This is a genomic window from Nostoc sp. CmiVER01, assembly GCF_034531135.2.
Taxonomy (GTDB): Bacteria; Cyanobacteriota; Cyanobacteriia; order Cyanobacteriales; family Nostocaceae; genus Nostoc.
The window spans coordinates 198,601-219,216 of sequence record NZ_JAVRBU020000009.1; the positions used below are offsets into that span (position 1 = coordinate 198,601).

Annotated in this window: 18 protein-coding genes; 7 read left to right on the forward strand and 11 right to left on the reverse strand. The window is 40.0% G+C overall.

What is annotated here, in order from left to right; translation table 11 throughout:
• Positions 1–424: 424 nt before the first annotated feature.
• Positions 425–1,300: an inositol monophosphatase family protein gene (locus tag RMZ43_RS17145; protein WP_322656059.1), complete on the forward strand. Its 876-nt coding sequence runs from the start codon at positions 425–427 to the stop codon at positions 1,298–1,300.
• 23 nt (positions 1,301–1,323) lie between these two features.
• Positions 1,324–2,319 carry a 2-dehydropantoate 2-reductase gene (locus RMZ43_RS17150; protein ID WP_322656060.1) on the forward strand — a complete coding sequence of 332 codons (996 nt, stop codon included), beginning with the start codon at positions 1,324–1,326 and terminating at the stop codon, positions 2,317–2,319.
• Here RMZ43_RS17150 and RMZ43_RS17155 read toward each other — a convergent pair.
• Positions 2,302–2,856: a hypothetical protein gene (locus RMZ43_RS17155; protein ID WP_322647246.1), complete on the reverse strand. Its 555-nt coding sequence runs from the start codon at positions 2,854–2,856 to the stop codon at positions 2,302–2,304. The genes RMZ43_RS17150 and RMZ43_RS17155 overlap by 18 nt on opposite strands.
• A gap of 54 nt (positions 2,857–2,910) precedes the next feature.
• On the opposite strand from RMZ43_RS17155, the gene RMZ43_RS17160 reads away from it, so the two are divergent.
• The 3 genes from RMZ43_RS17160 (at position 2,911) to RMZ43_RS17170 (ending at position 5,832) form a co-directional block, all read left to right on the forward strand.
• Positions 2,911–3,501 carry a TetR/AcrR family transcriptional regulator gene (locus RMZ43_RS17160; RefSeq protein ID WP_322647247.1) on the forward strand — a complete coding sequence of 197 codons (591 nt, stop codon included), beginning with the start codon at positions 2,911–2,913 and terminating at the stop codon, positions 3,499–3,501.
• Positions 3,502–3,620: 119 nt separating this feature from the next.
• Entirely contained in the window at positions 3,621–5,105 is a 1,485-nt protein-coding gene (locus tag RMZ43_RS17165; protein WP_322656061.1) for an ABC transporter permease subunit, read from the forward strand.
• Positions 5,098–5,832: an amino acid ABC transporter ATP-binding protein gene (locus RMZ43_RS17170; protein WP_322656062.1), complete on the forward strand. Its 735-nt coding sequence runs from the start codon at positions 5,098–5,100 to the stop codon at positions 5,830–5,832. The genes RMZ43_RS17165 and RMZ43_RS17170 overlap by 8 nt, the downstream gene beginning before the upstream one ends.
• Here the strand turns inward: RMZ43_RS17170 and RMZ43_RS17175 are convergent.
• From RMZ43_RS17175 to RMZ43_RS17185, 3 genes are read right to left on the reverse strand one after another with little or no spacing between them, the layout of a single operon-like run.
• The gene (locus tag RMZ43_RS17175) at positions 5,829–6,317 is read right to left on the reverse strand and encodes an NUDIX hydrolase (protein ID WP_322656063.1); all 489 of its coding nucleotides are present in this window, start codon (positions 6,315–6,317) and stop codon (positions 5,829–5,831) included. The two genes, RMZ43_RS17170 and RMZ43_RS17175, sit on opposite strands and share 4 nt — an antisense overlap.
• A gap of 51 nt (positions 6,318–6,368) precedes the next feature.
• Positions 6,369–6,758 (reverse strand): type II toxin-antitoxin system VapC family toxin, encoded by a 390-nt coding sequence (locus RMZ43_RS17180; RefSeq protein ID WP_322656064.1) that lies wholly within the window; start codon positions 6,756–6,758, stop codon positions 6,369–6,371.
• Positions 6,755–6,997, reverse strand: a complete 243-nt coding sequence (locus RMZ43_RS17185; protein ID WP_322656065.1) for a hypothetical protein — start codon at positions 6,995–6,997, stop codon at positions 6,755–6,757. The genes RMZ43_RS17180 and RMZ43_RS17185 overlap by 4 nt, the downstream gene beginning before the upstream one ends.
• 170 nt (positions 6,998–7,167) lie before the next feature.
• Between RMZ43_RS17185 and RMZ43_RS17190 the strand changes: the two genes are divergently transcribed.
• The gene (locus RMZ43_RS17190) at positions 7,168–7,746 is read left to right on the forward strand and encodes an NADPH-dependent FMN reductase (RefSeq protein WP_322656066.1); all 579 of its coding nucleotides are present in this window, start codon (positions 7,168–7,170) and stop codon (positions 7,744–7,746) included.
• A gap of 17 nt (positions 7,747–7,763) precedes the next feature.
• Here the strand turns inward: RMZ43_RS17190 and RMZ43_RS17195 are convergent, their stop codons facing one another.
• The 5 genes from RMZ43_RS17195 to RMZ43_RS17215 form a co-directional block, all read right to left on the reverse strand.
• Complete coding sequence (locus RMZ43_RS17195; protein ID WP_322656067.1) at positions 7,764–13,769, reverse strand: trifunctional serine/threonine-protein kinase/ATP-binding protein/sensor histidine kinase; 6,006 nt, start codon at positions 13,767–13,769, stop codon at positions 7,764–7,766.
• Between the two features lie 372 nt (positions 13,770–14,141).
• A complete protein-coding gene (locus RMZ43_RS17200; RefSeq protein ID WP_322647255.1) occupies positions 14,142–15,137 on the reverse strand; it encodes an acetamidase/formamidase family protein in 996 nt (331 codons plus the stop codon).
• Between the two features lie 149 nt (positions 15,138–15,286).
• Entirely contained in the window at positions 15,287–15,784 is a 498-nt protein-coding gene (locus tag RMZ43_RS17205) for a DUF3368 domain-containing protein (protein WP_322656068.1), read from the reverse strand.
• The gene (locus tag RMZ43_RS17210) at positions 15,777–16,031 is read right to left on the reverse strand and encodes a UPF0175 family protein (RefSeq protein ID WP_322647257.1); all 255 of its coding nucleotides are present in this window, start codon (positions 16,029–16,031) and stop codon (positions 15,777–15,779) included. The genes RMZ43_RS17205 and RMZ43_RS17210 overlap by 8 nt, the downstream gene beginning before the upstream one ends.
• 98 nt (positions 16,032–16,129) lie before the next feature.
• Complete coding sequence (locus RMZ43_RS17215; RefSeq protein WP_322656069.1) at positions 16,130–16,750, reverse strand: hypothetical protein; 621 nt, start codon at positions 16,748–16,750, stop codon at positions 16,130–16,132.
• Between the two features lie 152 nt (positions 16,751–16,902).
• Here RMZ43_RS17215 and RMZ43_RS17220 point away from each other — a divergent pair, with 152 nt between their 5' ends.
• Positions 16,903–18,135 (forward strand): DUF4336 domain-containing protein, encoded by a 1,233-nt coding sequence (locus RMZ43_RS17220; RefSeq protein WP_322656070.1) that lies wholly within the window; start codon positions 16,903–16,905, stop codon positions 18,133–18,135.
• A gap of 188 nt (positions 18,136–18,323) precedes the next feature.
• Here RMZ43_RS17220 and RMZ43_RS17225 read toward each other — a convergent pair whose 3' ends face one another.
• The gene (locus tag RMZ43_RS17225; protein ID WP_322656071.1) at positions 18,324–18,644 is read right to left on the reverse strand and encodes a hypothetical protein; all 321 of its coding nucleotides are present in this window, start codon (positions 18,642–18,644) and stop codon (positions 18,324–18,326) included.
• Between the two features lie 304 nt (positions 18,645–18,948).
• The gene (locus tag RMZ43_RS17230; protein WP_322656072.1) at positions 18,949–20,283 is read right to left on the reverse strand and encodes a GTPase family protein; all 1,335 of its coding nucleotides are present in this window, start codon (positions 20,281–20,283) and stop codon (positions 18,949–18,951) included.
• Between the last annotated feature and the right edge of the window lie 333 nt (positions 20,284–20,616).

The following is a 20,616-nucleotide window of genomic DNA, read 5'->3' on the forward strand; positions in this document are numbered from 1 at the left end:
TACCCTCGTTGTGAGCTATTGCCCGTGACTATCTAGCCTGAAAATAGAGAACATCTAAATCACTTTGTACTAACTATATACTACCTACATACTACTGGATTTATTTAAATGTCTTTACTTAAAAGCACATCTTTGCATATTCTTCACATTACTCACCGTTCAATGTAGGTATAAGTACTTTTGGTTATGTATTGCTGAAGGGTTAGGCTTTTTTAGGCGATCGCTAACCCGAAATCAACAACAGCCAAAGTCTTTCAATGTGAAAACTAAACCTTTAATGATTATGCAGCTTAACCAGACACACATATTAGAGTAATATAGCAACGGTGGTATCATTGCATCAAAATGATACCGTAATTTTGTCTAGATATAGAATTCTATCGCCCAGCCAACGGTAGATGATTTCTAAAAGGAGTTTGCTGCAATGTCCACAACACCTACTACTCGACTGATTTTGGAGACTTTACTTCCCCATCTGAAAGTAGCAGCAGCCTATGCCCATTTTCTGCAACCAAAAATTGCTGCACTTCCTGCCAAAGAACAAGGAAACAACTTTTTTAGTGCTGCACTTACTGATGCAGATGTGGCTATTCAAAATCTGGTTGAAGTAGTACTACTAGGAACTTTCCCAGATATTCGCTTTTATGGTGAAGAATATGAAAGTTCTAACAATACTAAGTATTTTCGCGCTAACGATCTCGGTTCAGAAGGTGATTATTTAGTCACACTCGACCCAATCGATGGCACGAAGTTTTATATGGATGGACATTCTAATTACCAAATTATTCTTGGTATTCTAAATTCGGATGACTTTGAAGCAGTAATTGCTATTTCCCCTGCCCAAAATGTTTATTTTTACGCTCTCAAAGGTGAAGGTGCTTTTAAGGGGACGCTGGAGATGAGTTTAGAAGCCTGTGCGCCGTTACACATAACATCCGCCAAACCTGCTATTTTGTTGGGATGGGGAATGAATGCGATCGCAGATTTACTAAAAGATCGATATAAAGTCATCGATATAGCGACTGATTACTCTAGTGATATTGAAATTCCTAGTCTCAATGGTATTCTCAGTGGCGATTTAAGTGGAGCAGTCATCAAATCAGGTAAATTTCTTGATAGTGCTGGACTCGCTTTTATTGCGAAAGAGGCTGGCTGGATTGTAACTACTTTGGATGGTTCGACTTTACCACCACTGCATACTTGTGAAAACTATACTATGCCTGGATTGATAATAGCTGCCTCCAAATCTGTTCATCAAGACTTACAAAAAGCGATGCAAAGCTTCAAAAGTGCTGAGTAAGAAATAATGAGTGATTTGACAAAATGAAAATTTGTATTGTTGGCGCGGGTGCGATTGGTGGATATTTAGGGGCGAAATTGGCACTAGCAGGTGAAGAGGTAACGCTAATCGCTCGTGGTTCTCATTTGGAGGCAATTAAAAGAAATGGGCTGAAGTTGCTTATAGCAGACGGTTCTGACCAAATTGCTACTCCAGCTTTGGCAACTAGTGATATTCAAGAAGCGGGGCCACAAGATGTAGTAATTTTAACTATTAAGGCTCACAGTGTACCTGCGATCGCACCTTTTATCCCTGCACTCTACAATTCTCATACGATGGTGGTAACAGCCCAAAATGGGGTTCCTTGGTGGTACTTTCGCAAGTATGGCGGTGAGTATGAAGGTACGCGGATTCAATCTGTTGATCCAGATGGGATTATTGAAGCTAATATCGGTGCTGACCGTGCTATCGGTTGTGTTGTTTACCCGGCAACTGAGATAATTGAACCAGGTGTGATTAAACATATTGAAGGCGATCGCTTTACTCTTGGTGAAATCGACGGCACTAAAACAGAACGCATTCAATTATTGGCACAGACTTTAAAACAAGCAGGATTCAAAACACCAATCCGTAATCAAATTCGCACGGAAATTTGGATCAAGTTGTGGGGAAATGTGGCATTTAATCCAATCAGTGCCTTAACTGGTGCTACTCTAGAGGATATTTGCCGCTATCCCCTCACCCGTGAACTAGCGCGGCTTATGATGACTGAAACTCAAGCGATCGCAGAAAATTTGGGTATCAAGTTTGGCATCACTTTAGAACAACGAATTAATGGAGCAGAAAATGTTGGCGCTCATAAAACTTCGATGCTACAAGATATTGAAGCCGGACGCGCTACGGAGATAGACGCGATCGTTGGCGCGGTGGCAGAATTGGGAAAACTTACTCAAATTCCCACACCTTATATTGATGCTATTTATGCCAGCGTCAAGTTGTTGGAGGCAACAAAACAAAAAAGTCTATTTAATAAAAGGTAAAAGGTTAAACTCTTGACGAATTTCTAACAGTGAACGGTCTAACATTGATTCAAAGTTAAGAAATGGGACGAAAATTTGATGATTCCGAGTTTTTCGCCACATTGAAATCAGCTCTGGCATTAGTCGCAGTAATTCAAAAAAGATGGAAGTGTACAACCAAATCACACCATGACGTTTGATCAAGTCTTCGTACATTACATTTACAGATGGATTTTGGCGCTCACGCAACCAATCTCTAAATTTGAAGTTACTTGTCCAAAATGTCAGAGGCAAAATCTTAAGTTCATCGTACATATCTGTGTCACAGCCATAAATGACGTGACTAGCATCATGAGCAAACAAGATTTTGGCAAAATCCTCTGGTTGAGTACTGGGATGAGTAAGATCGAAATTGACCGTGTAGTATTCCTTCAGCCCTTGACGTAAAGTTTGAGTGCTATTTTTGTTGGTATATTGGGGTCGAGTTCGCAAAGACATAGCTTTATAAATAATATTATCGATACTAGTAGTATCGATAATATCAAATGCAAATGTCAATCACATTTATAGCTTGTGTGTCAGAGATAAAAATTAATATAAAATTCTTGCTAAATGAGTGAACCTGCTAAAAAGCGCCCTGGAAGACCTCGCAGTGTTGAGTCTCATCAGGCAATTCTCCAAGCGACAATTGATTTACTGATAGAGGTTGGTTTTACTCAAATGAATGTTGATGCGATCGCTGCCCGTGCTGGAGTAGGCAAAACTACGATTTATCGACGATATAGTTCCAAAGAAGAGTTGATTGCAGATGCAATTGAAAGTCTTAGACAAGAAGTTGTGATACCTGATACAGGGAGTTTCTGGGGTGACATCGATTCTTTGATTGAGAGTGCTGCACAACTTACACTCAACCCTTTAGGAAAACAGACTGTTGCCATGATTGTTAGCACTGCATTAACCAATCCTCAGTTCGCTCAGATGTATTGGAAAAAATATCTACAGCCTCGACGGGAAGCTTTTGCGATCGTGCTAAAACATGCGAAGGAGCGAGGTGAATTTCAAGCCGATGCCGATTCTGATTTATTCTTCGACACAATAAGCAGTATTATGCTTTATGCATCAGTTTTTCCACATGGTGCTGAATCGTGGGGTGCTTATGTTCGCCGTCTTCTAGATTTTCTCCTAAGAGATAAAGTGGTTTAAAAAATAAGTGCAAATTTAAAAGCTTCTGCACAAAAACTTTTAAATACACTAAAATCTTTTGCTAGCTGCTGATATGACCCTTCTTTCTGAGAGGCTGTCTCTAAAAAAATATCAAGTTTATGAAGAAAAAAAAAGTATGGCTATCAACTATACTAGTTGTAGCAGTAGTAATCAGCATTATCGGACATAGTAATTCTCTAAAAGCTGTCTCATCTTTAGGGAAAGACACCCTAACGATGATTACTTCCCCAGATTATCCTCCTTATGAGTTTTATGATACGAAAGGAGGCGATCGCCAAATCGTTGGCTTTGATATAGATATTGCTAAAACCCTTGCTGAAAAACTAGGGTTTAAACTCCAAATAATGGAATCTGATTTTAATGGGTTAATTCCTGCACTCCAAGCAAATCGGGCTGACTTTGTAATGGCTGGGATGACTCCGACTCCAGAACGCCAGAAAAATATTGACTTTTCAATTATTTATTACGAAGCCAAAGATACCATTGTCGCTCCTAAAGGTAGCAACCTAAAGCAGCCCCAAGACTTATTAGGAAAAAAGGTTGGCGTACAACTAGGAACCATCCAAGAACAGAATGCCCAGAAAATTGCTAAAAAATTTGCGGGTATTCAGCTAAAGCAACTCAACAGAGTGCCGGAAGTAGTTCAGGAAATCAAATCTGGACGAATTGATGCAGCAATTATTGAGGATACTGTTGCTAAGGGATTTGCCCAAGCTAACCCAGATTTAGAATTTAATACTATTCCTTCAGAGCAGGCAAGTGGATCGGCGATCGCTTTTCCTAAAGGTTCTTCTTTTGTCGAACCGTTTAACAAAGTTCTTCAACAAATGAAGGACGATGGCACGTTGAATAAACTTGTCGCCAAATGGTTTTCACAGAATATTACCGCTAATTCAGAATCTTCAACTCCTGCAAAAGGCGGATTGAATCTCGACTTTACCAGAATTTTTCCAGACATTCCTTTTATTCTTCGGGGAATTCCTTTAACTTTGTTGTTTACCCTATTATCTGTATCCTTAGGGTTAATTTGGGGAACAATATTGTCTCTATTAAAAATTATCGGCATCAAGCCACTTACCTGGGTTGCTAATGCCTACACCTCTGTTTTTCGAGGCACACCCTTGTTATTACAGTTAGCATTGGTTTACTATGCAACACCCCAGCTTACAGGCTATGACATTTCAGCATTGCAGGCTGGTGTACTAACTTTTACTTTGAATTCTGGCGCTTATATGTCAGAAACCATCAGGGGTGGAATTCAGGCGGTGGATAAAGGGCAAAGTGAAGCGGCGATGTCTATGGGTGTTCCCTATTGGTTGATGATGTGGGATGTGATTTTACCGCAAGCATTGAAGAATATCCTCCCCGCATTGGTAAATGAAACTATCGGATTGCTCAAAGATTCTGCGCTGGTGTCAACCATTGGAGTGGTGGAAATATTACGCAGCGCCCAAATCGTTGGTGCAAATAAGTATATTTATTTTGAACCACTGCTATTTGCAGGGTTAATCTACTATGTTTTAGTAATGGGTATGACCTTGGGTGCATCCGCTTTAGAAAGGAGGTTACGGGAAAGTGAATAATGTAGTAATTCGCACAGAATTCTTATGTAAATCCTTTGGTAAACTTGACGTACTCAAAGATATTTCTACTGAGTTTTATCAGGGGGAAGTGGTTGCTATACTAGGCCCTTCTGGTTCAGGTAAGTCTACCTTTCTGCGATGCATAAACTTGCTAGAACAACCTACCAGAGGCAGAATCTACTTTCACGATCAAGAAATCACCAAGCCCAAAGCAAACATTGCTAAGGTGCGCCAGCGTTTGGTAATGGTATTTCAACATTTTAATTTGTTTCCCCACATGAATGTGCTGCAAAATGTCACCTACGCGCCCATCAAGGTGAAAGGAATTAACAAACAAAAAGCACAAGAACATGGCTTAGAATTGCTGAAGAAGGTAGGTTTAGAGCCAAAAGCGTCTGTCTATCCATCCAAACTATCGGGGGGACAAAAACAGCGAGTAGCGATCGCTCGGGCATTAGCAATGGAACCAGAGATGATTTTGTTTGATGAACCCACCTCTGCATTAGATCCAGAAATGGTTAAGGATGTGCTGGAAGTGATGAAAGCTTTAGCACTTTCTGGAATGACAATGGCGATCGTTACTCATGAAATGGGCTTTGCAAGAGAAGTTGCCAATCGGATTATGTTCCTCGATCAGGGAATTTTAGCAGAAGATGCTACCCCTAACGAGTTTTTCCAAAATCCTCAGTGCGATCGCGCCAAGCAATTCTTAGAAAAAATGCTTTAGAACATCAGGAATTTGCCGCTTTTCTTGTATTCTTGAAACTTTTCTAAAACAGGGCGATCGTTTGGCATTAGCGTAGGTAAGTCTGCCAAATCAAAAAATTCCAGTGCTAGCGATTCTCCATCTAGGCAAGCAAGACTGCCTGACCATTCAACGGCTCGCAAAATTAGAATGAAATTTTGGACGCGATCGCCGTTGGGATAAGTTACAGTTTCAAAGGCTGGATTGGAAGAAAACCCCACAGCTTCAAAACGCTTAACTGTTAAACCAGTTTCTTCAAAAACTTCTCGTGCTGAACATTCTTCGGCAGAGTCACCTACTTCTGGACATCCACCAGGTAGCCCCCAAAGTTTAAAATCACTTCGCTTTTGCAACAAAACGCGCCCCAAATTATCCTCGATAATCACGCGTACTCCAAATAATAGAAGTAGGCGATCACCTACAATTTGTCGTAACTTACCGAGATAAGAATCTGACCAATTCGCCATAACGAGAAAATTTGTAAAGAAAATCTAAAGGTAGCAAATAGCGATCTAAATCTACTTCAGTGTTTTCACGCCAGGATAGTTAAGAATTTTGCCATCTGAAGTTAACAAAGGACAATCATAAAATCTAGCTGTAGCAACAATAAGTTGGTCAAAGGGGTTGCTATGGAAGCCGCTTAATTGAGTTGAGTCAATTACTATTGGCACAGACAAATCTAATAGTTGTACTCCTGGATAACTCAAAGCAGCTTCTAGCCATTTATCAATAGCTAAAGGTAAAATTAGTCTCTTTTTCTCTACCAATTTAGCTACTTCCCAACAAGAAAGAATACTGATTCCTAAACTGTCAGACTCGTAATCTTGTAACCATTGTCGCTGTTGTTTAGTCAGTCGTAAATCGTTCTGAACCCACCAAACCCAAATATGAGTATCAAGTACAATCATTGCAAAACTTCCCAGTCTTCTAAGGCTACGGGTTCTGTGGGGTCGTCATAACGGTATGGCTGTGTATTGTTCAAAAAATAAGGATTTGTATCTGATTGAGGTTTTAGTAGTGCCTGGTGCTGTGGAGTTTTAGTTTCCAGAATAATCACTTCTACAGCATCCCCGGCGTGAAAGGGTAAACCCCGTAACGTCAAAGTTCCATCTTCAGTTAAAACGACTTCTATCTTGTGAGCGTTCATATTTCGACTCCGAAGGCAGGGTTTTTAGTCTTCACTATAATTAGTGTAATTATGTAATTTTGTAACTTAGAAAAAATTTGTAAAGAAAATCTAAAGGTAGTAAATAGCGATCGCTTGAAAACAGGATAATGCATCTGAACAGGTTAATCCTTCCCATTCAACCTAGAATTATGGCATCTACACCGAAAATCCTCGCCTTTGCAGGCAGCACCCGGATTGAGTCTTACAACAAAAAATTAGTAAAAATCGCGGCGGCTGGCGCTCAAGCAGCAGGTGCAGAAGTGACTTATATAGACCTCCGCGATTTGCCTCTACCTCTATTTGATGAAGATTTGGAAGCTCAAGAAGGACTACCAGCCAACGCCCGCACTCTCAAGGACTTGCTGATTTCTCATCAAGGATTGCTGATTGCTTCGCCAGAATATAACAGTTCACTTACAGCAGTTTTGAAGAATGCCATTGACTGGGCATCCCGTCCAGCCCCAAATGAAGCGCCGTTGGCTGCTTTTGCAGGTAAAGTTGCTACTATTATGAGTGCTTCCCCAGGCGCTCTTGGTGGTTTGCGGGGTTTGGTTCACTTGCGCTCTATTTTGGGAAACATCAAAGTTTTAGTACTTCCCGATCAAATAGCAGTATCCAAAGCTTACGAAGCCTTTAATCCTGATGGCACGTTAGTAGATCCTAAACAGCAAGAATCTATTGAAAAGTTAGGCGAGGGCTTAACAAAAATATTGCTGAAGCTTAATTAATTATTTTTTGGAGTTCCCTAACTTTGAGCCTGAGCCAGAATCGGTAAGGTAATCACAAATTCTGTTCCAACGTTCGGGGTAGAATTCACATCCAAAGTTCCACAATGTTTTTCTACAATAATAGACTGAGCGATCGCTAATCCTAATCCTGTTCCTTTACCAACACCTTTCGTAGTAAACAAGTGGTCAAATACTTTTTGTTTAACTGATTCACTCATGCCTTGACCATTATCAGCAATCTTCACCTCAACCTGTTTGTTTTGTAATAATGTGGTGGTAATGATAATCTGATTAGGATTGGCTTTAATTTCCCCAAAACTCCGGTCTGTATTTGATTCATCCAAGGCATCAATAGCATTCGCTAGTATGTTCATAAATACCTGATTTAATTGACCAGGAAAACATTCTACTTGAGGTAAATTACCGTAGTTTGTGATAACTTCAATGGCGGGACGTTGTTCATTTGTCTTCAGACGATGTTTGAGAATAAGAATGGTACTATCAATGCCTTGATGGATATTAAAAGGTACTTTGTAGTCTTGATCGGCACGGGAGAAAGTGCGGAGACTGGTACTGATATTTTTCAGCCTGTCACACGCTATTGTCATCGAATCAATCATCTTGGGCAAATCTTCTAAGCTATATTCTAAGTCAATTTCTTCGGCATGTTCGATAATTTCCTCATTTGGATTTGGCAGACTTTCTTGGTATAGTTTCAGATGTTTAAGGATATCTGCAAATACAGGTTTGCTTTGTTCAAGACTAGCAGAAATAAAACCAAGAGGATTATTCATTTCATGAGCTACCCCCGCAACAAGATTTCCCAACGCAGACATTTTTTCATTTTGTACTAGTTGAAGTTGAGTTTCTTTAAGATTTTGGAGTGTTTCTTTTAATTGGGTTGCTTGTTGGCGAGTTTCCAGCAGTAGATCGGTTTGTTGGAGTGCAACTCCCATTTGTGCAGCAATTTGTTGGGCAAATTCAATCTCGGAAGGTTGCCATTGACGCGGGCGATCGCATTGGTGAATGCAGAGTAAGCCCCACAGTTCATCATCTTGCATAATTGGTACAACCAATGATGCTCTAACATTAAACTGTTGCAAAATTGCCCGATGACAATCTAAAACTTCTGCGGTTTCAATATCTGATATTGCACAAAATCGTCCCTGTTTGTACAGGGTTGCATAGTTCTCTCCAAAACAATTATCTTGAATTTTTATAGCTAAACCAGAAGGGAATTGGGGTAGGACATCTTCGGCAATCAATTCACCATATTCGTAATTTACCCCAAGATGAAATTGATAAATTCCGACGCGCGAGACATTAAGGATTGAACGAATATTTTGAGTTACTGCACGAAAAATAGCACCTAAATCTAAAGATTCTCGAATCTGATTCACAACATTAAATAAGGTTTTTTGCTGCTGGAGGGTTTGTTGGATCTGTTGAGCTTTTTCTTGAGATTCTTGATAAAGACGAGCATTTTCTAGAGAGATGGCAGCTTGCACAGATAACATTTGAATAACTTTGATACGATCCCTAGTAAATACCCCTGCTACTAATTTATTTTCTAAATAGAGAATACCCACTAAATGTCCTTGATTAATAATCGGCATACAAAGTACACTCTGGGGTTGAAGTTCGAGTAGATATTCTCCAAGTAACCCAGCTACATCTGTTTGGCAATTATCTATAACAACTGTCTTTTGAGTATTTTTGACATAATTGATAATTTTTTTAGGAATATCTTCACAACTATCTAGTGATTGTGATTTAAGAATAGTTTTAATTGGAGTTGAAAATTTGTCTTGGTGATTAATAAAGGTAATTGCCTTGACTTTTAAGTTTCCATTTTCAGAAAGAATTAAGGCAAATTTTTTTGCTCCAGAGTTTTCTAGAATAATTTTTGTCAGGCTAGCAATAATTTCATCGAATTCAATACTACTAGAAATAGCTTGAGCCGCTTTCAAAATAGACATAAAGTCTAAGGTATTGGAAATATTAGCCCTACTAATAATAGAAGTTTGACTGGATAAAGATATCGAACTATGGGCAATAGTAGTAATGGTTTCTAGGGTATTAAGGTTGAGTTTTTGTTGATATAGGATGGGTTGGAGTAATTTAGGATAGCATTTTTCTAAGTCATCGATTTTAGCTTTTGCTCCCCACCGAGCATAGCAGTAGTATGCTTCTTGCATATATCCTTGGGCTGCTTTTTCTTTATCCAGTTCCAGGTAAAATTTGGCAGTGAGTTCGTTGGCGATCGCTTCTTCTTGCAGATAACCGTTGGCTTTAGCTTCGGCAATGGCGCAATCGTAAAGTTTCATGGCTTCCAGGTATTTTTCAGCAATTCGCGATCGTTCTGCTTCGACCAGCAAATACTTATGCAAGAAGTTTTCTGAACAGCTTTCTGACCAGATTTTAAGTTGGGCTTGATTGGTTTCGATCTGCTGCAAGACATCGCTATGCTCTGCTTCTGTCAAACTTGAATAGCGGTTGCATAAAATGATAGAGCTGTAGTAATAGTAACCAGCAGAGGTGGTAAATCCTGCACAACCATTTAGAAATTTACCTGCCTCCGTAACATAGTGAATGTCTGGCTTGAACCCCTGAATTAGGCAAGCTCGATGCATTTGTAAAATGTAATACGTACCAAGTGCTGTGTGAGACTGTAATGCTTCAGAACGCTCAACCCAAGCCTGCTCTGCTGTTGCGATTTGTTCTTGCTCATCTGGAGATTGCGAGAGTTGATTGACAAAGAAACGGCAAGCTGAAAGGATACTCAGCAAAAAATCGTGCTTTAGTTTCTCTCCAATTAGCCAATATTTATCAATGTCGATCGCAATATCTGCTAGATTTTCACCTTGAAACAGTCGATTACAAATATTACTGTAGAGGTTGTATCCGGCATGAGGGATTTCTCCAGACTCCAGTCCCGCAAGAAACCCTTCATAATTAATCTCAGCTGCCCCCTGTATCGGCTTCGCCCACACCTGAATACAGCAACCTAACATAAAGCAGGCCCCTGATTGCTGAAATTTACTATTGAGCTTATAGCTCAGTTGTAGAGAAAGGTCAGCGAATTCAAGTCCTTGCTGGTACTGACTGTGCATCAGTCCAATTAGAAAACCGTAGGTGGCATAAGCTTTGATGGATTCAGCAGTATTACCCTGCTCAATCGATAAACGAACTGCTCTGAAGGTAGCGAAACTGTATAGATCGAAATCAGAGACAATATACGCTGGTGGTTGCAGAATAATCAATAATTCGATCGCGGCTCGAACTTCTGCATTAATTGCAGCAGGCAAATTCAGTAATGTGGCGATCGGGCGATTTTTCAAGCGTTCTTGAACAACAGCAAACTCTTCTTGAGCTAATTGTTTCAAGCTATATCGATCAACAGTGATACCAAGACATTGTAAACCTTCCAAACCCGCCTGGATTGATTCGGAAAACTGCCCTTGCAAAGAATACTGAGTAACTTTCAAAACATAAATTTTGGCTCTATCGATATTTGAGTTGGCAAATTCGAGTAAGATTAATACAGTTTCCTCTAATAACTGAAAATCTCCACTCATCAATGCGGCTTCTGCTAAATTGAAATGGAGATCAAACGCCAGACGATACCCAGCAGTTTTAGCATCTTTTGTCAGCAAGTTTATCCCAACTTGTAAATAAGTCTTTGCTGCTTCATAGGCTGTGGAAGCTTTCGCTTTTTGACCCGCACTTAAATTAAGTTCCGCAAGCTGTTTTTTTTCGCTTTCACCTGGAACTAGAGATTTCCCAATGTTGATTTGATTAACTACATCAAAGATTCTGTCCTCTAGTTCTGCGGTTGATAGATTTCCTAGCAGTAGTTTGCCGATGTAGTAGTGAGTTGCTTGCTTTTGGCTTTCAGGAATCAAAGAATAGGCTGCTTGTTGAATGCGATCGTGCAGAAATTTATATACAATAATTTCAGAATTATGTTGAGGAAAATCTTGATTTTCTGACCCAACAAAAAATTTATAAATCTCACTTTGGGGTAAAATTAAACCATCCTGTAAGGCACTCCATAAACAGGCTGCTGTTTCTATTTTTGATTGTTGAGAAACAATTGCTAAGGTTTCTAAATCAAACTGATTACCTATGCACGCAGCTAATTTCAAAACATCTTGAGTTGATTTTGGCAACCTTTGTAATTGTAATGCTATGAATTCAACTACATCATTGACGAGCGATCGCTGACTAATTTCTGCTATGTCACATTCCCAATAACCACCGTCATAACTAAAATAAATTAATGCATCTTGATGTAATGCTTTGATAAATTGTCTAGCAAAAAATGGATTACCTTGAGTTTTTTGATAAATTAATTTTGACAGTGGCAAAGCTAGATTTTCTGTACAATCTAAACTGTCAGCCACTAACTGATTTAATTTGGATTCATTCAGTGGTTTGAGAGCAATAGTATTAATTTCAGCGCCATTTTTTTTGATGTCATCCAATGTCAACATTAAAGGATGGGTTGCAGAAACTTCATTATCTCGATAGGCACCAATCACTAGTAAATAAGCATAATTTACCTCACTCATTAAAGATTGCAATAGTTTCAATGAGGCAGAATCAATCCATTGTAAATCATCTAAAAATATCACTAGTGGATGTTCTTTATCAGTAAATAATTCAATAAATTTTTGCAATAGTAAATTAAATCGATTTTGTGCTGCAATGCCTGATACTTCTGGCACAAGAGATTGTTTGCCAATAACTAGTTCTAACTCCGGAATCACTTCAATAATTACCTGGGCGTTATCACCTAATGCTCCAGTAATTTTATTTTGCCATTGTTTGATTTGTTGATCGCTTTCAGTAAGTAATTGCCCTATTAAATCGCGAAAAGCCTGTACAAACGCCGAAAAGGGAATATTTCGGTTAAATTGGTCAAATTTGCCCTTAATAAAATAACCGCGTTGTTTGACAATAGGTTTATGAACTTCATTAACTACCGCAGTTTTACCAATACCGGAAAACCCTGCAACTAAGATCATTTCGCTGTTTCCTGCGGATACTCTCTCAAAGGCTTTTAGTAGTTTCTCAACTTCCGTTTCTCGACCATATAATTTTTCTGGAATAATAAATCTGTCACAAATATCTCTTTTGGCAATTTCAAAATATGTAATTGTTCCGGTTTTTTGGATTTGATATAAACATTCTTCTAAATCATACTTTAATCCTAAAGCACTCTGATATCTATTCTCAGCATTTTTTGCCATTAATTTCATGACGATATCAGAGAATACCTGGGGAATATCTTCTCTGTTACCTAAGATGAGCGGCATTTTCGCAATATGACAATGCACCAACTCCATTGGATCATCTGATTGAAAAGGTAATTCTCCAGTCAGCAATTCGTAAAAACTTACACCCAAAGAATAGAAATCACTGCGATAATCTACCCCTCGGTTCATCCGCCCAGTCTGTTCGGGAGATAAATAAGCTAGAGTTCCTTCTAATAAATTAGGATTAATTATTGTTTGAGTTTCTCTCGGAAGAAGAGAAGCAATACTAAAGTCGATTAATTTTACTTGTCTTGTTTCGGGATGAATTAGAATATTTGCGAGTTTAATATCTTTATGAATAATATCATGATGATATAGATGATTTAAGGTGTCGCACAGAGATATTGCAATTTGTAAAAACTTAATTAGATTTTGTGGTTCTCCCCCTATCTTCCCCTCTCTCCCCCTCCACTCAGAAAGGGATATTCCCCCAAAGTCTTCCATTACCAACACATAGCCGTTTTGATAGGGTTCCAAGCTGTAAGTTTGGATAATTCCGGGATAGTTAAGATTTTTGGTAATGGTGTACTGATTACGAAATTGTACGAGTTCGCTAAAGCTAGGATAAGGATTTTTCAACAGTTTAATCACTACTGGCAAGGAGTCAGTTTCTCGATATCCCCGATAAACTAGAGTTCGAGAACCGTTGTAAAGTTCTTCGCTAACTTTATAATCGAGAATAGTGACTTGAGTGCTAAACATACTACGTTTATCCTTTTAGATTTTTTCATGCCTCTCTACTATCAATCATTTAAACTCTGACTGCATTGGTGTAATTAATGATATTCCGCTCAAGAAATAACAAAGAATGCTCTAAAATTTTAACTAGCAATAAAAGTTAAGAGGGATTAGCAAATATAAAGTTTAGCTATCTTGTGCTATGCCGTTCTCCTGTTATCGATGGCAATTGTAGTACTTGCTGCCAAAGATTTTCCCATTATTTACAGAAATCATCTACGTCCCAGAAAATTTGTGTAACGTCCAGGCAAGACACAATTGTAGACATAGCCCTGAACCTTATTTTTGTCAGATATTCTTAGTTTCGGCGTTTTTTTGTGACTTTTTTGCCAATTCTCAATCAATCGTAACTATGCCTGCGGTGGGCGTAGCGATCGCATTATCGGAGAATATTGATTTTGGTAGCATTCCATGCACACCTTTTTGGGGACTGTTTACAACTTGAGTGATATGAAAATTCACAGCTAAACTGCACAAGACATAAGCATCTTCTGGCGATAAATTTATGAAGCGTTCCAGAAAATCAATCATGTTTTTTAAAGCTAATTCTAAAGCTTCATCTAAAGTTTCAGCAAACCCCATTGTGATGATATGAGTTGGAGTTTCAGCAATTGGTGTTGTCAGTTGTAAATCCTTACGAAGTTTAAGAGTAATTCTCCCGTTCATGGAAGTTTCAATGGCGGTGACATTTACTTCACCATCTCCCTGTGCGGAATGCCCATCACCAATAGAAAATAATGCACCTGCTACAAAAATCGGCAAAAATAAACGAGAACCAGCTTGTAATTCTCGGTTGTCGATATTACCGCCGTAAGAACCGGGTGGAACAGAAGTTCGAGAAGTTTCTGGAGTAGCGACACCAAGAATTCCAAAAAACGGTTTGAGGGGAATTTTTATGCCAGTACCCGCCGGAAATTCCGCGATATTGTTTGCTAAATCTAGAGGAATGAATCTCAAAGCAGATTGAGGAAACTGATGTGGTAAAGCTCCCCAACCTGTACGAATGGCATTGAAGCCAACAGGTAAACTAGGTGCGATCGCATCTAATTGTACTTCTAAAACATCCCCTGGTTCGGCATCGCGCACATAAATCGGCCCTGTGAGTAAATGCGGTCCCCCAGCAATTTTGCGTTCTGGTAAAAGATTTTGGCAGATGTCGAGAAATTCTGGTGTGACAAATTCAGGTGGTGCTTTGTCATAAACGTAGTAACCAGTGTAAGTTTCTACATCAACCGTATCACCAGAATCAATAGTGAGCGCTGGTTGTAGTATATGGGAGAAACCACCCAGATGCACCGTTTCTTTGGTAGCTTTTAAAATGTGATGAGTCATCGCTGTTGTGTTTTTAGTTGCATGGGCAGTTGGGCAAACCAGTGTACCATTCGTAGAGGTATAGCAATTTCACCACTGGGTGTTACGTCGAAAAAAGAACCGCTATAGTAGTCAGCATTATTGCTTAAAATTACCGAAATAAAATAGAATTAGCCTGTCTCCCCTGCTTGCCGGAGAGCAACAGCAATAACTGTTTCACTGAGTCGAATTCCTCTGTTTCTCATGCGCTCAATAGCTTGCTGCATTAACACAGGATATCCTTCTTGTTTAGCACGCAATAAAATGCCAATAGAACCTGTGAGCGTAAGACCACTCAATCTAGCAATCCGCCTACCAACAGTCTCATTAATGCATACAGTTTGAATACTTTCATTTAAAGCTAATTGGATTACAGATGCTTCGCCTAAATCCAAAGAGTTGAGCAAAAGAGGTGAAATATTGAGTGGAGTTTGCCATTTTTGTAACCAGGTTGCTGCCTCAAACTCTGCGACTGCAAACCCGCTTGCACCTCCAGCAAGTAATTCTTGACAAACTTCAAAAGGAACTAGTACTTGAGTGTATAGCTGCAATACGTCTAAATCACCAAGAGCCGCTACTAGACTAATTATTGGAGCAGTATTAATGACGATTATCTCAGTGTTAGGCATTCTCTAGATCAGCAAGAAGTTCATCTTCTGTTAAATCAATCATAGCCACTCTATAATGATGCAAATTAAGCAAAAAAGAAACTCGGTCTGTATCTACTAGTGCGGCTGCCATTCCAGAAGATAGACGTTTCATTTCAAACAGTTTTACTGCCATCGCCCATTTAGCTTCTTGTTCAAATTGTTCCCGTGTCTGTTGTAAGGCATCTGGAAATGTCTCTGGGTAGTCGATTTTGATTTGCAATGACATAAGCAAAAGTATTGTTTCGTAATGTTACTTTTTCCTTACTCTACATTGTTAAGTAGCGAATCACCATACTCTGGAGCGTGAAAGTTTTTCAACTTTCGTCAAGCCTCACATAAAAGGATGCCTACTAATACTCGTACCAAATCTTCTAAACCTTCAGGAACACGATAAAGTTTAATATCTTCTGTAATTAGCTTTTGTTGTCTATTGAGTGTACCAAATTTCCAGTCATCTCCATTAGTAACTGCACCAAATAAAATTGATGATTGATCTTCTAGAGACTGATCCAGAGCTATTAATTCTACTGCTAGCTGTGTAAACCCTCTTCTGATATCTGATTGTTTTGCTTCAATCACTAATAAGGAGTTAGATTTATGTAAATAATAATCCAAAGTACCTTTGAGCTTTTCATCTATATTAATTGGATACTCACTATATAGTTGAGCTTTTGTCTGATCGCAAATTTCAGTAAGGATAGGAGCAATCATAAATTCTCTGATTGATATCTCAGCCGTTGGGTTAAAAAGCTTGATATTGCGCTGTAAGTAATTTTGTAAAAATTCTAAATAGCTAATATCAGCAAAGTATCTTGGTAATTCTAGCTTTGTACGATCATAGCTATAGTCAAACTCAGCTACTATATCTATTGTTGGGTTAGGTAACAAAAAGTATTGACTAAAAGTGTAACTTTGCTCAGGTTTTAAAATTTTATATTTGCTCATGATTTTTATCGTGAAGTAACCACATCAAAGATATTACGAATTACAATTAAGAATTAAGAATTGGTATTATTATCTCAACAATTTGCTAAACTCCAACTTTGGGGATAGCAAATAAGAACAATTTGAGCAGGGAATTTGGAGGGGATCGCAGAGTGGCTGATGATGAACGCATAGTCAATACACAACAGATAAATCCAAAAGACTTCTCGTGGAGATTATGGCCTGTTGTGCCACTCTACCCTTATGGCAAGCGGCAGACAATCCGCAAAGAAGTGGTCAAGCACACGATTTGGAATTTTGACCAAATTCAGGGCATTTTCTACGTTGTTGTACCGATTCGCATGACTGTTGTTAAGCTCGAAGCCGGGGGTCTTCTCATCTATGCGCCTGTTGCACCAACCCCAGAATGTATCCGGCTTGTGAATGAGTTGGTGGCGGAACACGGTAATGTTAAGTACATCATCTTGCCGACTATCTCCGGCATAGAACATAAAGTATTCGTCGGGCCTTTCGCCAGATACTTTCCGACTGCACAGGTGTTTGTAGCTCCCCATCAGTGGAGTTTCCCGCTAAATCTTCCCCTTAGCTGGCTTGGTTTACCTCCAAAACGAACTCAGGTACTCCCAGAAGATAGTAACAAAACACCTTTTGCTGACGAGTTTGATTATGCAATGCTAGGCCCCATCGAGCTTGGCCCTGGTCGGTTTGCAGAAGTTGCTTTTTTTCATAAGCGATCGCATACTCTTTTAGTAACAGATTCTGTGCTTTCTATCCCAGAAGATCCATCTGCGATCGCACTTTTAGATCCATATCCCTTACTATTCCATGCCAAGGATCATGCTACTGATATTGTTGCAGACACTCAAGTAAATCGCCGTAAGGGTTGGGGGCGTATCTCGTTGTTTGCTTTGTACTTTCAACCAAGCGCCCTAAATATCCGTCAATGGAGTCAGGTGTTGCAAGATGCCTTGAGAGCACCAGAACGCTCAAAGAAAGCTTATTTTGGATTGTACCCTTTTAAATGGCATCCAGATTGGCAGCGATCATTTAATGCTTTGCGAGGTGATGGACGTTTGTTTGTCGCGCCAATTTTACAGACGCTGATTCTCAACCGCGCACCGCAAGAAACTATCGACTGGGCTGATAAAGTTGCAAGTTGGGACTTCGAGTGGATTATTCCCTGCCACTTTGATTCACCAATTAAAGCCGGGCCGCATCAGTTTCGCCAAGCTTTCTCTTTTTTAGAAAAGCAGCCTGCTGTTAGTGCGGGTTTGTTTAGCAGTAGTAGCTATCTCTTGCCAGAGGAGGATTTTAAACTACTTAAAGAAATTGATACAGGTTTAAATAAGTTTGGCATTGTGCCAGCAGCAAAGGAGAAAGTGTAGGGTAAATAATACCAATTCGCAATTCGCAATGACGCTCGTTCCTCTCTACGAGACGCTACGCGAACGCTAACGCTGTGCTAAGGGACTTCCAACTAAAAAAATATTCTATCGTGGTGTAGGCAGGGGGGCAGGGAGCAATTCTTGCAGGGGGAAAACCGAGACGGAAGCTCAGACCCCGGTCAAGCGCCCTAGAAGGGCGGGGCTTGTACCCATATTCTGCTTTGCTCCACTTCTAGTGTTGGGCTTGCTCCCCGTGCTCCCTGCTCCCTTCCCCCCTGCCTCTTCCGGTCAGATTCACTTACTAGGTTTATTTTTATCCAGTTTTTCATCGTGGAAGGATGATCAAATGGGCCGTAAAATAGATAATTCCAAACGGCTTCTTTTTCAGGAGTGCTGTGTGAAGCTGCATACAAGTTATCCACATCCCTTTCGGGAATTAAGGGCTTGAGTGTTACAAATTCAACGTTAAGTTGAAGAAATTCCGGTGGTTGCCAAGTTCGCTTTTGCATGATTTTATTGTTTTCCACACACAAATAGACTTCTTGCATAAGTCGGGAAAAGGGGGAAGGTGGGGCCCCCTCTGGGGATAAGGGGCGGGAGGAAGGGGAAAAAGTTCTGTATCGTCCTTTTCCCCTTTAACATGAACCCTTTTCCCCAAGAGTGCAAAAAGCACTTTTGCCAAGAGGTTTAATAATCTCATATTGAAACCACCTGCGATTCGATTATATGAATCTACGGGTTATCGATGCATAGCAGCATAGAAGCGTTATGTGGAAAATCCACTGAGTGTTTGCTGAAGTGGATTCTTGAATCTTAATGTTTAATTCCTTTAAATCGTTCTTGCGCCACCTGAAACGCTTCTTGCATCACCAACTGAATTTTCTGGGGATCGGGTTTTTTACCTCCCATTAAATCACCAAAGTAAACGCAGGCTGCTTCGCCTAATGCCCAGGTATAGGCGGCTGCCCAAGAGGCGGCGATCGCACTACCAAAACCTGGTATAAATTTAATTAACTCTCGTGCAATTGCCTGTGCTAAAAAACCACCTGCGATCGCACTTACAACGCCTCCTGCTTGAGATGGAGTAACTGTCTGCCCATATAATTTACCCAACAATCCCACCATTGATACTTGCAAGGCAGTGAGTACGGGCATTGTCGCAAATGGCAGAGGTACAGCCGCAAGAGTAGCAGACATAATCGAAAATGGCAAAATATAACGGCGTGCAGCATCTCGATAAAGATTACCAAGTTGCTTCCCAGCTTCTTCTTGATCTAATAGTTGATAAATCGCTTGGGCTTCTGCTTCTGGGAGTAATTCTGCTAAGGAATCTCGCAGTGCTTCTAAGCCATAAAATACTGGATTATAGCCATCTTCTTCTAGGGTAAAGTCAATGAGTACAGAGCGGTCAGTTATTTCTGCGAAGGCTTGTTGGATTGCGGCAAATGCGCGGTTGACTTCTTGATAGTCTGGTGGATAGGCAGGATGATCGACGGTATCGGCAGGATAAACCTCGTGCAAGCAAGTAACTACTAGCAAGCAGGGAATATTTGGATACTGCTGGCGCAGTTGTTTAGCAACTTGTCGTAGCGTATCAGTTGCAAAATCATTGATTTTGACGGTGAGAAGGAGGATTCTAGCAGAATGAGTTTCCTTTTTTAAATCGCCAACTAACTCTTGAATGATTAATTGAGTATCTTGTTTAACATCACCCAACCCGACTGTATCAGTAAAAATCAGTAACGGCAGGTCATTGGAAGGATAGGCATAACGCTGGGTATGTTGCGTGTGAGGACGAAATCCCTGACCGACAATCTCAGCAGAAACTCCCGTCAATCCCCGGACAGTTGAACTTTTTCCAGCTTGGGGTTTACCAATTAGGAGGGCTTCTGTGGTTGGTAGTTCGGCTCGAATTTTCTCTAAAATCTCTGCAACCTGAGTTTCGCTCACACTAAACCATTCAACAACCGTCTGTGCCAGTTGTTCTACGGGTAGGAGTTGCGTTAGATGTGTTGTTGCTTTGTTCCAAACACCGCCAATGCGGTTTGTCCAAGAATTATCAACCGATTTAGTAGTTGCTCCATCGGTCGGTTGACTCAATTGCTGAGAATTAGTTGACGGTGAGTCAGCATCACGTTGCTCAGTCATTTCTATTCAAGCGTAAAAGACCCTTTTATCAATCATCTTATAGCGATTATCAAAGGGATAACCAGTACCGTTAGTAGTGTATCAATTTGGGCGATCGCATTTTGGAGGTAGCGGTATCTCACACTCCTAAAGGAAGCGTCGCCGTAGAAAAACGTAGCAAGGCAAATTTATTGTTTCGGCTGACAATGCGATTGTATCGGCTAATATCAATTCTGTATGAAGATGCGCTAAACCATAATTTAAGTACAAGGAAGAGAAACGAACCGCCAAGACGCCATCGCGTAGCGTCTCGTTAGAGAAGAACGCCAAGAATCGTAGAGTGTACGTAAGTCC